The sequence below is a fragment of the Ramlibacter sp. AN1133 genome (assembly GCF_037890035.1).
In the GTDB taxonomy this organism is placed as follows: Bacteria; Pseudomonadota; Gammaproteobacteria; order Burkholderiales; family Burkholderiaceae_C; genus Ramlibacter.
This window is the reverse complement of the sequence record NZ_JBBKTQ010000028.1, coordinates 33,320-45,381: the sequence shown is the minus strand read 5'-3', so window position 1 is coordinate 45,381 and position 12,062 is coordinate 33,320. Positions and strand designations below refer to the sequence as shown.

Genomic DNA, 12,062 nt, shown 5'->3' with positions numbered 1-12,062 from the left:
GCCGATGACCTTGCTCACCGCCAAAGTCTTGGACCGCTGGGAAGAGGCGCCTGACATCGCGAGCTTGCGGCTCGTGCGCGCGGATGGCGGGACGCTGCCGCCGTTCTCGCCCGGCGCTCATATCGACGTGTACCTACCGGGCGGCCACGTGCGGCAGTATTCATTGTGCAACGGCCCCAACGAGAAGGGCGACTACCGCATTGCGGTCCTGCGCGCGCCTGGGTCCCGCGGTGGCTCGATCGCCGTGCACGAGCAGCTCCATGTCGGCGACATCGTCACGATCGGCACGCCGAGGAACACGTTCCCGCTGCAGCATGAACAGCGCAGCGTGCTGCTCGCCGGTGGAATCGGCATTACGCCACTGCTCAGCATGGCCAAACACCTTTGTGAGTTGGATTGCGACTTTTCCCTCCATTACTGCGCCCGCTCACCAGCGCGCACCGCATTCCGGGAAGAGCTGGCTGCGTCGCGTTTTGCGCATCGCGTGCACTACCATTTCGACGACGGTCCGCCGGAGCAGAAGTTCAGTGTCGAGGCCGCCATAGGTGCGCCCACCCCGGGCGTTGGCATCTTCGTCTGCGGTCCCAGCGGCTTCATCGAGCACGTCCGTCGGGGGGCCGAGCGAGGAGGGTTCGCTCCCGACCAGGTGCACGCAGAGTACTTCGGCGCCGAGCCGCAGGGTGCATATGGCGACCGCCCGTTCATCATCCAGATCGCGAGCACTGGACAGCAGATCGTCGTTGGCGCCGAACGCACCGCCGTCCAGGCACTCGCCGCCGCCGGAATTGAGATCATGACGTCCTGTGAGCAGGGGTTCTGCGGTACGTGTGTCACGCGGGTACTAGCCGGCGAGTGCGATCACCGCGATATCTGTCTCAGCGCCGAGGAGAAGGAGCGCAACGCTGCCTTTACTCCGTGTTGTTCGCGGGCGAGCACCCCGCTGCTCGTGCTGGATCTCTGATTCGCACCCTCCGATCACTCTCAACACTCTGTCGAAAATGACTCCAGACCAGCATGCAGAAGCGGCAGCCCTACTGCGCAAGGCGGCTCAAAGCGGAGAATGGATTGCGCCCTTGCGGGAGATCTACCCGGGCATTGACGCGGTTAGCGCCTATGCCATCCAGAAGATCAACACCAACCGGCGACTGGCCGAGGGCCGCCGCATTGTCGGCCGCAAGATTGGCCTCACCGCGCGCACGGTGCAGGCGCAGCTGGGCGTGGACCAGCCCGACTTCGGCACCCTGTTCGACGACATGGGTTACGGCGACGCCGAGCCGGTGCCGGTGAGCGTGCTGGAGCAGCCCAAGATCGAAGCCGAAATCGCCTTCGTCATCGGCCGCGACATCGAGTCGCCCGAACCTACGATGGTGGACGTGATGAAGTCCGTCGAGTATGCCCTGCCCGCGTTAGAGATCGTCGGGAGCCGCATCGCCAACTGGAACATCAGGTTCGTCGACACCGTGGCGGACAACGCGTCCTCCGCTGCCTACGTGCTGGGCAGCTCGCCGCGAAAGCTGTCGGAGTTCGACCTGCGCATGTGCGGCATGGCAATGACGCTGCGCGGCGAGCCGGTGTCCACCGGCGCCGGTGCGGCCTGCCTGGGCAACCCGCTCAACGCGGTACTGTGGCTCGCGCGCAAGATGGCGCGCGTCGGCTCGCCCATGCGCGCCGGCGACCTGGTGCTGTCCGGCGCTCTCGGCCCCATGGCGGCCGTGAAGCCCGGTGACATCTTCGAGACACGCATCAACGGCCTAGGCAACGTCAAGGCTGTCTTCGACGCCGCACCTGCGGAAGGCAAGCAATGAGCACCATCAACGAATTCGCGACCGTTCTCGACGAGGCCGCTCTCAGCGCGCAGGCGGTGGACCAGATCGACCCCAAGGGCATGCTGTCGCTGGCCGACGCCTACGCCGTGCAGACCGCTTCCGTACAGCGGCGCGTGACCCGCGGCGAGAAACGTACCGGCGTGAAGATGGGTTTCACCAGCCGCAGCAAGATGGTCCAGATGGGCATCGACGACGTGATCTGGGGGCGCCTGACCAGCGGCATGCAAGTGGAGGAAGGTGGCAAGACCTCGTTCGCGCGTTACGTGCACCCGCGCGCCGAGCCCGAGATTGCCTTCATCCTGAAGCAGCCCTTGGCCGGTGTTGTCACGGCGGTCCAGGCTCTGGCTGCGGTGGAAGCCGTGGCGCCCGCGATCGAAATCATCGATTCTCGCTACCGCGACTTCAAGTTCAGTCTACAGGACGTCGTAGCCGACAACGCTTCCTCCAGTGGCTACGTGATCGGCCCCTGGTGCAGCCCGCAGCGGGATTTCGCCAACTTGGGCCTGACGCTGTCCATCGACGGCCGCGTGGTTCAGGTTGGCTCCACAGCCGCCATCCTCGGCCAGCCGCTGCGCTCGCTGGTAGCGGCCGCGCGTCTCTCGGCCGCCGCCGGCGAGCCGCTGCAGGCGGGCTGGGTGGTGATGGCCGGCGGCGCCACCGCCGCCGAATGGATCGAGCCAGGCCAGTACGTCTCCATCGAGATGGAAAGCCTGGGCAGTGCTGGCTTTCTCGTGGGGGATTGATGATGGCGAAAGGCAGGAAACTGAAGGTCGCCATCATCGGCTCGGGCAACATCGGCACCGACCTGATGATCAAGGTGGTGCGCAACGCGCAGTACCTGGAGATGGGCGCGATGGTGGGCGTGGACTCCGCCTCCGACGGCTTGGCGCGCGCGCAGCACCTGGGCATCCCGACCACGTCCGAAGGCATCGAGGGCTTGCTGAAGCTGCCAGTGTTCAGCGAGATCGACGTCGCCTTCGACGCTACCTCGGCGGCTGCGCACAAGAAGCACGACGAGATCCTGCGCCGCCACGGGGTGCAGGTGATCGACCTCACGCCAGCGGCAATCGGCCCGTACGTCATCCCGCCGATCAACCTGGAGGCGGTGGACGCGTGCAACATCAACATGGTCACCTGCGGCGGCCAGGCGACCATCCCCATCGTCGCGGCGGTCTCGCGCGTGGCCAAGGTGTACTACGCGGAAATCGTGGCCTCGATCTCCAGCAAGTCCGCCGGCCCCGGCACACGCGCGAACATCGACGAGTTCACCGAAACCACCCGTTTGGCCATCGAGAAGCTCGGCGGCGCCGAGCGCGGCAAGGCCATCATCGTGCTGAACCCGGCCGAGCCGCCGCTGATCATGCGCGACACCGTGTTCGTGCTGTCAGCGCCGGCCGACCAGGCCAAGGTGGAAGCCAGCATCGAGGCCATGGTGAAGCTGGTACAGGGCTACGTGCCCGGCTACCGGCTCAAACAGAAGGTGCAGTTCGAGGCGGTCCCGGCGAACGCGGCGCTGAACGTGCCCGGTATCGGGCCGTGCCACGGCCTCAAGACCTCGGTGTTTCTGGAGGTGGAGGGCGCGGCCCATTACCTGCCCGCCTATGCCGGCAACCTCGACATCATGACTTCCGCGGCGCTTGCTTGCGGCGAGCGAATCGCCCGCCGGCGCATCGAGGCCAACACCGCGAGGAACGCAGCATGAAGGACCGTAAGCTCTACATCTCCGACGTGACGCTGCGCGACGGCAGCCACGCCATCCGCCACCAGTACAAGATCCCGCAGGTTAAGGCCATCGCGGCCGCACTCGATGCCGCCGGCGTGGACAGCATCGAGGTTGCCCACGGGGACGGCCTGCAAGGCTCCAGCTTCAACTACGGCTTCGGCGCCCACACCGACCTGGAGTGGATCGAAGCGGTGGCCTCCACCGTGAAGAACGCCAAGGTTGCGACGCTGCTGCTGCCCGGTATCGGCACGCGCCACGACCTGCGCGATGCCTACGATGCCGGCGCGCGCATCGTGCGCGTGGCGACACACTGCACGGAAGCTGACGTCTCCAAGCAGCACATCGAGTACGCGCGTGAGCTAGGCATGGACACCGTGGGCTTCCTGATGATGAGCCACATGACGCCGCCGCACGCGCTGGCGCAACAGGCCAAGCTGATGGAAAGCTACGGCGCCACCTGCATTTACGTGGTGGACTCCGGCGGCGCGCTGAACATGCGCGACGTGCGCGACCGCTTCCGCGCTTTCAAGGAGGTGCTCCAGCCCGAGACGCAACTGGGCGTGCACGCGCACCACAACCTGGGCCTGGGCGTCGCCAACAGTATCGTCGCGGTGGAGGAAGGCTGCTACCGCGTTGACGCCAGCCTGGCCGGCATGGGCGCGGGCGCGGGCAATGCGCCGCTAGAGGTGTTCATCGCCGCCATCGACCGCATGGGCTGGAAGCATGGCTGCGATGTCTACCGCCTGATGGACGCCGCCGAGGACATCGTGCGGCCGCTGCAGGATCGCCCCGTGCGTGTGGACCGCGAGACGCTGGCGCTCGGCTACGCTGGCGTGTACTCCAGCTTCCTGCGTCACGCGGAGATCGCGGCCAAGCGCTACGACCTGAAGACTGTTGACATCCTGGTCGAACTGGGTCGCCGCAAGATGGTGGGTGGCCAGGAAGACATGATCGTGGACGTTGCACTGGACCTCCTGCAGGTCGGGTCGGATCGCACGTTTGCGGAGGGTCCTGAATTGCAGGATCGGACCGCGCAGCGCAATTCCTGATAACCAAGGCCGAAGCCGGGCGCGTGGACGCCGAGGGCTTGAGCGATGCATCGGCATGCTTCATGAGCGACGAGTCCGTCTTGCCTTTTCCATTGAGAACGGACGTAAGGGATGTCGTCGCGGATGTTGACCGGGCCGCCACTCGGGCACCATCGACATCTGCTTCACGCGCCGGCTCCGTCGCCTGGGCCGGGCGGATCCACACCCGCGCGCCGTGCCGCCCGCGCTGGCCGGTCACGCAAGGGGCTGCAACGGCAGTTCCTCACTGCCAATACTTCCGTGCTCAGTCAGGCTTGCTGACCACGGCGGCTCCGCAGGCACGCTACTCCGTACCCACGAGGGCGACAGCCCGCGCGGCACGAGACGATCGTTTCGGGTCGCCGCAGAGGACGACGAACTGGCGGCACACGTTGCGGATCGCCGTCCCGTTTTCCCCGGCCGAAGTCGGCGATCGTCGTGAATCGGGAGCGCGCGCGCCGGTGAGCAACATCAGCTCACGTAGCGCTGGCAGTCGCGCTCCGGGCGACGGCTGGATGCCACCCCGCGCAGCGCCTGACCAGAGAGGAAGAGACGCGCGCGGAGCACTGCAGCACGACCCCGCGATCGTCAGGAGCTGACCATCGACCGGCTGTTGGACGTGTTCGGCATCAACCGGACGAGGCTGGTGCGCTATCGGGGTTGAGAGCGGGGCGACGCCTGCTGAGGCCGGGTCGACCAGTTCATTCCCTGTGACGGCCCATCACCTGGCTCTTACGTCAGAAGGCGAATGCCGCTCCGGTCTCGCCTGGCCGTTCGGGTCTTGCAAGGTGAGATCACGCTGTGAAGTTCGTATGCTCTGCTGCGGGTCGGGAGCAGCATCCGGGCGGTGTTGGTGCCAGGCACGGCCCCTGAAACCAGACACACGTCTACGTTCGGGAGCGGCTAAGCGGTGCGGACCGTCGCCGCTGATAGGAGGTCGCGGCGTGCTCCCCGTTGCGCCTATGGTCGACCGGGCGTCCTCCAGCATCGGATGCAGGTTGCCGTCGGGCGAGGTGAACCGCTCGTGACACCCTGCGCGGACCCGGGGCCGGACGCCTCGATGGCACCCGCCGGCTGCACGGCGCCTCGCTGGGTTGTCGCGCCGCCGCTTTCGGCCGTGCGCAGCGGTCCGATGCGCCGGTCGCGCGCCGGCGATGGATGTCGCCCTCTCATGGTCTTTTGGGACGAGCTGCTGCGCGCCGACCTGCTTGACCAGGCATTCCTGCGCCGTTTCACCCATGCGCCAGAACCAGTGGTTCGAAGAACGGGAGCGCGAAGAGCTGTTCGTGCCCGATCCCGTCGCGGGGGCGCCGAGAGACGGCAGACACCCGGACAGAAGCTTGCGTCGGATCTGCTCAGCGGCCGCGCCGTGCAGGCGTACCGGCGAGCGAACTGACGCACACGAGCGCGCAAGGCAGAGGACCGCCGGGTTCACGTACCACGAGTGCGCGCACCGGCAAGTTTGAAGAGTGACCTACACACCGGTCAGAATGGCCGCGGTCACGCTCGGCATACGGCTGCAGATCCGAGCGCGGCATCCGTCGTGTTGGCCACTCCTGCGAGACCGTGCTCTCACCAGGGTGTGCCGGGAGCCAGCGCGAGCAGCCGCACGCCAAGGTGCAGGCGCTATCACCTCGCCTCCCGCAGTAGCGAATGGCAAAGGCGAGGTATGAACGACGTCAGTCCGCGCGGGCGCCGGTCCGACGCGTAGCCTCAGCCCAGCGTGGCAGGTCGTTGCGCAAGAATTCAGCGGTTTGCTCCACGCTCGTGGGAACGGGGCTAAGGCCTTTCTCGGCCATCGCCTTGACGATTTCCGGATCACCAAGCGCCTCGGTGATGGCGTGGTTCAGCTTCGCGACCACCGGCCGCGGGGTGGCGGCCGGGACGAAGATTGCATCCCAGCCCGAAACGTCGAAATTGTGGATGCCCACGGATTGAAGCGTCGGTACCTCGGGAGGGAAGGCGCGCGTCGCTGCCGTGAGAACTGCCAGCGCCCGCAACTTTCCCCCCTTCACCAAGCCGTAGGAGTTGGTCGTGCTGTCGATCATGAAGTCGAGCCGGCCGCCAAGCACGTCATTCAGAGCACCCGACACGGCCTTGTACGGAATATGGCGGACGGTGGTATTGGTGGCTGCCGCAAACGATTCCGCAGCAATGTGGGGGATGCTGCCATTGCCGGAGGTGCCGAATGTGCGCGTATCTGCGTGAGTCCTGAGATCGGCGATGAACTGCTGCAGGTTCATGATGGGGGACGTGGCAGGCACCATCAGTAGAAAACCGACGCTCGTCAGCCGCGTGACTCCGGTGAAGTCACGAACGGGGTCATAGCTCAGTCTTCGATAAAGCACCGGCGCCACGCCGTGGGTGCCGTTCGTGCCCTGCACGATGGTGTAACCGTCTGGCTTGGCATTGGCTACCAGCCCCACACCGACCGTGCCAGCGGCGCCTGGACGGTTTTCGATCACCACCGGCTGACCAAGGCGAGCTGAGACCTTGGGCGCCAGCATTCGGGCGACGGTGTCGGGGCCGCCACCCGCCCCGAACGGCACCACCCAGGTGATCGGCCGATTCGGGTAATCGTCCTGGGCTCGCGCTGGGCCAACCAGGGCCAGGCTCGCGAAAGTCACGAGTGAAAGCAAGAGATGCGGAATTCTCATGATGTGTCTCCTGCAATCGACGATGCCATGGGGCGGTATCCGCCGCAATGGCAGCAGTGGTGAGCGCGACCCGCCCACCCAGTCGAATTCCAAACTAAGTGCCTGTCAGCACAGGGCTATTGCACAAATCAATAGCCCGAATTCGGTTTTCGCGGTGTGCAGCGCGCGGACGCACTAGCAGAATTTCTGGACCATGCCCATCGAACGTCCTTTCCAGTCGGTCGCCTCCCTTGTCGCCGCCATCCCCGATGGCGCCTCGCTAGCGCTTCCCAAAGACGAGAGTGGGGCACCCTGCGAGGCCGTCCGGGAAATCGTCCGCCAGCGCCGACAAGGCCTGCGGCTGCTTTGTGTTCCCGCCTGCGGGTTCCATGCAGATCTCCTGATCGGCGCAGGTTGCGTCGCCGAGATCGAGTTCGGGGGCATCGTCGTAGGTGAACTCGGCATCGGCCAGCGCTTCCAGGCCGCGGTACGCGCCGGCACGCTGCGCCTGAAGGACTCGAGCTGCCCCGCGCTGCACGCTGCGTTGCAGGCTGGAGCCAAAGGCAGTCCGTTCGCCGCCGTGCGTGGCTTCATGGGCTCGGATCTTCTGAAGATCCGCACGGATTGGCGTGTCGTCAACAACCCGTTCGCCGAAGGGGACGATCCGGTGCTGCTGGTGCCGGCGCTCAATCCCGACGTCTTCATGTTCCACGCGCGCTGGGTTGACCGCTACGGCAACGTCTGGACCGGCGGCCGGCGAGATCTCGCCTACACCGCGCACGCCTCGCGCCGATGCTTCGTCACCGCGGAAGAGATCTGGGAAGGCAATCTGCTGGCTGACCCGATGATGGCACCGGGGACTCTGAGTGAGGCCTATGTGTCTGGATTCGCCCATGTGCCTCGGGGCAGTTGGCCCATGACACTGCAGTACGTGCATGCCGAAGATGCGGTTCACCTCCGGGCCTACCTAGCGCGGGCGCGCACGGACGAAGGTTTCGCACAGTATCTCGACGAATTCGTCTTCGGCGGGGAGTTGGCGGCATGAAGGCAAGTGCGGACGAAATCGTAATCTGCCTGATGGCGCGCTTGCTCACCGACGCCGGCGTGGTGGGCGTCGGATCTTCATCCCCCATGCCCGCAGCCGGAGCGCTGCTGGCCCAATACCTGTGCCCCGGCCGCACCCGCGCGCTGATCTTCCGAAATAACGTCAACGATCCTTTTCACGAGAGTGGCAGCGAGCTGTACGACCGCATCAGCCAAGGGCGTGTCGACGTCTTCTTCATCGGTGGCGGCCAGATCGACGGAAACGCCAATCTGAACAACGTTGGCGTTGGGCTTTATCCGCGTACCCAATCGCGCTTTCCGGGCTCATTCGGCACGCCCTTCATCATAGGGATGGTCCCGCGGGTGATCCTGTACCGGGAAGAGCATTCGCCTCGCGTCCTTGTGCCGAAGGTAGATTTCGTCAGCGCCGCTGGCGTGACGCCGCCGCACATGTACCGCCGCGGCGGCCCGACCGACCTGATCACGTCGAAGGCTCACTTCATTTTCGACCGCGCCGCCGGCCGGTTCGCGCTTGCATCGGTGCATCCGCCTCATACCGCCACCGAAGTTCATCAAGCGACCGGTTTCGAATACGACCACCCTGACATCGTGAGGGAGACGGAAGCTCCCACAGGCGAGATGTTGCATCTGCTGCGCAGTGAAGTGCGCGCGCAGGTCTCCGAAACTTACCCGGAATTCGCCGCAACGCGGCTGCAAGGACCGCAATGAACGAACCGATCTGGCAACCTGATGCCGAACGCATCGCCGGCGCGAATCTCACGGCCTTCATCTCGTTGGTAAGCCAGCGCCTGCAGTGGCCAATCCGCGACTACACCGATCTGCACAGCTTCTCGGTGGACCAGCCTCACGAGTTCTGGGGCTTGGTAGCGGAGTTCTGCGGCGTGCAGTTCGACCGCGCCGCCAGGGCGGGGTGGCGACTGTCCGCCGGAATGGAGAACGTGGCGTGGTTCCCGGGCGCACGCCTGAACATCGCGCGGACTCTGCTGGCCGCTTCCTCCGATGCCAGCGCCGTCGTTTCCTTGCGCGAGGGGGGACATCGCCGGGAAGTGAGTTTCGGTGAGCTGCGACAGCTCGTGGCGCGCATGGCACAAGCCATGCGTGCGGCGGGAGTCGGCGTCGGTGATCGCGTCGCCAGCCTGTGTCCGAGCACGATCGAAACCGTCGCCGCGATGCTGGCCACGCTGGCGGTCGGTGGCGTGTGGGCGGCATGCTCTCCCGAGTACGGTGTAGCAGGCACGATCGACCGCATCGGCCAGATCGATCCCAAGCTGCTGCTGGTGGGAGACGGATATCTTTACGGCGGCGAGTCACATGACTTGCTGGTGAAGGCTCGTGAGGTGGCCAGCCAACTGCCGCGGCTCGCGGCCACGGTGCTGGTTCCAGTCCTCGCGGCGGCGCCCACCTTGCCGGGGGCGGTGCCACTGGCGCAGTTCCTGGAACCGCACCCCGGCGGCGAGATCACGTACGAGAGCCTCCCGTTCGACCAGCCGGCGTTCATTTTGTTCTCCTCTGGCACCACTGGCGCGCCCAAGTGCATCGTGCACGCGGCTGGCGCCTCCCTGCTGGAGAATCTGAAGGCGCATACGCTTCATTTCGACGTCAAACCGGCTGACCGTGTCTACTTCCCATGCACCACCGGCTGGATGGTGTGGAACGTGATGACGATGGCGCTCGGCTGCGGCGCGAGCATCGTGTTGTACGACGGCTCGGCGTTCCATCCTGCGATCGACACACTCGTGCGGCACACAGCGGAGGAGCGTGTCACTCTGGCGCGCTGGGCGGCACGTTACGTCGACCGGCTGGCAAAGGAGGGCCTGGAGCCCCAGCGAGATCATGATCTCTCGTGCTTGAAGACGCTGATGTGCAATGGGTCGGTGTTCAGCGCAGACGGCTACCACTACGTATACGCAAAGGTCAAGCGCGACGTGCACCTGGTTTCGCCGTCGGGTGGGACCGATTCGTTCGGCTCCCTTGTGTCTTCCAACCCCTTGGCCCCGGTGCGGGCCGGCGAGATCCAGTGCGCCGCATTGGGCTTCGCAGTCGACGTGTTCGACGGCGACGGCCGGTCGTTGCGTGGCCAGCCAGGCGAGTTGGTGGTGAAGAAACCTTTCCCATCGATGCCGCTGCGCTATCTCAACGACCCGGATGGCAGTCGCTACCGGGGAACCTACTTCAGCCACTTCCCCGGCGTCTGGCGGCACGGTGACTGGGCCGAGTTCACGGCGAATGGCGGCGTCGTCATCCATGGGCGCAGCGACTCAACTCTCAATGCCAAGGGGATTCGCATCGGCACGTCGGAGATTTACCGGCAGTTGGCGGACGTGCCGGAGCTGGCCGAAAGCGTGGTGGTCGCGCAGGACTGGGATGGTGACACACGGGTTGTGATGTTCGTGCAACTACGGCCGGGTTTCACCTTCGATGAGCGCTTGGAGAAGAGGCTGCGGACAGAACTTCGAGACAAGCTTTCGCCGCGGCACGTGCCACGCAAGATTCTGCCGGTGGCGGACATCCCGGTGACCATCACCGGCAAGGTCTCGGAAGCTGCAGTGCGACAGGCGATCCATGGCCTTCCACCGCAAAATGTTGGCGCCCTTGCCAACCCCCAATCTTTGGCACTGTTCACCGCTGCGTTGCATCCCGCGCTGGCGCAGCCCTGATCAGGCGCTTGGTTGTTCGTCGTCAGCCTCCAGGAACAACTGGGCAATGAGCCGGCGCAGCCAGATGTTGGACGGATCGGTGTGGAAGCGCGCGTGCCAGTGCTGCTTGACCGAATAGTCCGGAACGTTGAATGGCAGGTTGAGCATGCGCACGGGTTCCTGCTGCACGAAGGTTTCCGCCAGCGAGCGTGGAACAATACCCAGCAGCTCGGTCTGGGCAACGATTCTCGCTAGACCCAGAAAGCTGGGAAGCCGCAGCGCCACGGTCCGTGCCACTCCTTCCTGCGCGAGCGCGCGGCGAACCATCACGTGTCCCGTGCCGGTCGTCGGCACCACGACGTGACGCTCGGCGAAATAGGCGGCTTTCGTCAATCGCGGCGCCTTGATGCGTGGGTGGTCTCGGGCCGCGAGGCAGACGAACGACTGACCGAAGAGGGTCTGTTGGTAGAACCCCGCGTCCAGATCGGGCATGAAGCCGATGGCGAGGTCGAGCTCACCGGATTGAAGCTGGCGGGGACTGTCCGGCGCAATCTTCTGCGTCTCGATCTGCACGTGCGGCGCGGCACGACAGAGAGCATTGAGCAGGCGCGGCAGCAGAACGATCTCGCTGTAATCGGAGATGCAGATGCGAAAGCAACGGTCGGAAGTTCCCGGGGAGAAGGGCATGGGACCGCCCCGGGCCTGGGCGAGGAATTCCAGCATCTGCCGGAATTCCGGCGCGAGCTCGCGCGCGAAGGGCGTCGGCTCCATGGAGGTGGAGGTGCGGGTGAACAACGCATCCTTGAACTGAGCGCGCAGCTTGTTGAGGATGGTGCTGGCACTGCCCTGCCCAATGCCCAGGCGCTCGGCAGCCTGCGACACGCTGCCAGTTTCGTACAGCGCGTTAAAGAGGACCAGCCAGTCGAGGTCAAGCTTCGCCATCCGTCACCCCAGCCAATCAACAAGTCCAACGACCCGCAAGATGGTCATATCTCTTTCCGGCATCGAATCAGGTGCGGGACCACGGTGTGCCGATCGCGGGCATGGACTGCCGGCTGCCATGCCCGCACGGTGGCGCCAGGAAGGCGCCGACAGCTGCGGTCAACCGT

General features: G+C 65.4%; 10 protein-coding genes. 8 read left to right on the top strand and 2 right to left on the bottom strand.

All coding sequences use genetic code 11. The annotated features are described in order from the left end of the window. Positions 1-4: 4 nt before the first annotated feature. From WG923_RS26050 to dmpG, 5 genes are read left to right on the top strand one after another with little or no spacing between them, the layout of a single operon-like run. Positions 5-961 carry a PDR/VanB family oxidoreductase gene (locus WG923_RS26050; RefSeq protein WP_340353938.1) on the top strand — a complete coding sequence of 319 codons (957 nt, stop codon included), beginning with the start codon at positions 5-7 and terminating at the stop codon, positions 959-961. A gap of 37 nt (positions 962-998) precedes the next feature. Further along, positions 999-1,805, top strand: coding sequence for a 2-keto-4-pentenoate hydratase (mhpD, locus tag WG923_RS26045; protein WP_340353937.1), 807 nt, complete (start codon positions 999-1,001; stop codon positions 1,803-1,805). Continuing rightward, positions 1,802-2,569 (top strand): 2-keto-4-pentenoate hydratase, encoded by a 768-nt coding sequence (locus tag WG923_RS26040; protein WP_340353936.1) that lies wholly within the window; start codon positions 1,802-1,804, stop codon positions 2,567-2,569. The genes mhpD and WG923_RS26040 overlap by 4 nt, the downstream gene beginning before the upstream one ends. 2 nt (positions 2,570-2,571) lie before the next feature. Beyond that, positions 2,572-3,528: an acetaldehyde dehydrogenase (acetylating) gene (locus tag WG923_RS26035; protein ID WP_340353967.1), complete on the top strand. Its 957-nt coding sequence runs from the start codon at positions 2,572-2,574 to the stop codon at positions 3,526-3,528. Next, positions 3,525-4,598 carry a 4-hydroxy-2-oxovalerate aldolase gene (gene dmpG / locus WG923_RS26030; protein ID WP_340353935.1) on the top strand — a complete coding sequence of 358 codons (1,074 nt, stop codon included), beginning with the start codon at positions 3,525-3,527 and terminating at the stop codon, positions 4,596-4,598. Before WG923_RS26035 ends, dmpG begins: the two co-directional genes overlap by 4 nt. A gap of 1,697 nt (positions 4,599-6,295) precedes the next feature. Here the strand turns inward: dmpG and WG923_RS26025 are convergent. Beyond that, positions 6,296-7,273, bottom strand: a complete 978-nt coding sequence (locus WG923_RS26025; RefSeq protein ID WP_340353934.1) for a Bug family tripartite tricarboxylate transporter substrate binding protein — start codon at positions 7,271-7,273, stop codon at positions 6,296-6,298. 193 nt (positions 7,274-7,466) lie between these two features. Between WG923_RS26025 and WG923_RS26020 the strand changes: the two genes are divergently transcribed. The 3 genes from WG923_RS26020 to WG923_RS26010 are packed head-to-tail and all read left to right on the top strand — an operon-like array spanning position 7,467 to position 10,974. Then, a complete protein-coding gene (locus WG923_RS26020) occupies positions 7,467-8,297 on the top strand; it encodes a CoA transferase subunit A (RefSeq protein ID WP_340353933.1) in 831 nt (276 codons plus the stop codon). Further along, positions 8,294-9,025 (top strand): CoA-transferase, encoded by a 732-nt coding sequence (locus WG923_RS26015; RefSeq protein ID WP_340353932.1) that lies wholly within the window; start codon positions 8,294-8,296, stop codon positions 9,023-9,025. The genes WG923_RS26020 and WG923_RS26015 overlap by 4 nt, the downstream gene beginning before the upstream one ends. Beyond that, on the top strand, positions 9,022-10,974 hold the full coding sequence (locus WG923_RS26010) for an acetoacetate--CoA ligase (protein ID WP_340353931.1): 1,953 nt from the start codon (positions 9,022-9,024) through the stop codon (positions 10,972-10,974). Before WG923_RS26015 ends, WG923_RS26010 begins: the two co-directional genes overlap by 4 nt. Here WG923_RS26010 and WG923_RS26005 read toward each other — a convergent pair whose 3' ends face one another. Then, positions 10,975-11,895 (bottom strand): LysR family transcriptional regulator, encoded by a 921-nt coding sequence (locus WG923_RS26005; protein ID WP_340353930.1) that lies wholly within the window; start codon positions 11,893-11,895, stop codon positions 10,975-10,977. Positions 11,896-12,062 lie beyond the last annotated feature (167 nt).

Coding starts and splice junctions, on each gene's coding strand:
- WG923_RS26010 (WP_340353931.1), top strand. CDS start 9,022: ATGAACGAACCGATCTGGCAACCTGATGCCGAACGCATCGCCGGCGCG.
- WG923_RS26020 (WP_340353933.1), top strand. CDS start 7,467: ATGCCCATCGAACGTCCTTTCCAGTCGGTCGCCTCCCTTGTCGCCGCC.
- dmpG (WP_340353935.1), top strand. CDS start 3,525: ATGAAGGACCGTAAGCTCTACATCTCCGACGTGACGCTGCGCGACGGC.
- WG923_RS26050 (WP_340353938.1), top strand. CDS start 5: ATGACCTTGCTCACCGCCAAAGTCTTGGACCGCTGGGAAGAGGCGCCT.
- WG923_RS26035 (WP_340353967.1), top strand. CDS start 2,572: ATGGCGAAAGGCAGGAAACTGAAGGTCGCCATCATCGGCTCGGGCAAC.
- WG923_RS26005 (WP_340353930.1), bottom strand. CDS start 11,895: ATGGCGAAGCTTGACCTCGACTGGCTGGTCCTCTTTAACGCGCTGTAC.
- WG923_RS26040 (WP_340353936.1), top strand. CDS start 1,802: ATGAGCACCATCAACGAATTCGCGACCGTTCTCGACGAGGCCGCTCTC.
- WG923_RS26025 (WP_340353934.1), bottom strand. CDS start 7,273: ATGAGAATTCCGCATCTCTTGCTTTCACTCGTGACTTTCGCGAGCCTG.
- mhpD (WP_340353937.1), top strand. CDS start 999: ATGACTCCAGACCAGCATGCAGAAGCGGCAGCCCTACTGCGCAAGGCG.
- WG923_RS26015 (WP_340353932.1), top strand. CDS start 8,294: ATGAAGGCAAGTGCGGACGAAATCGTAATCTGCCTGATGGCGCGCTTG.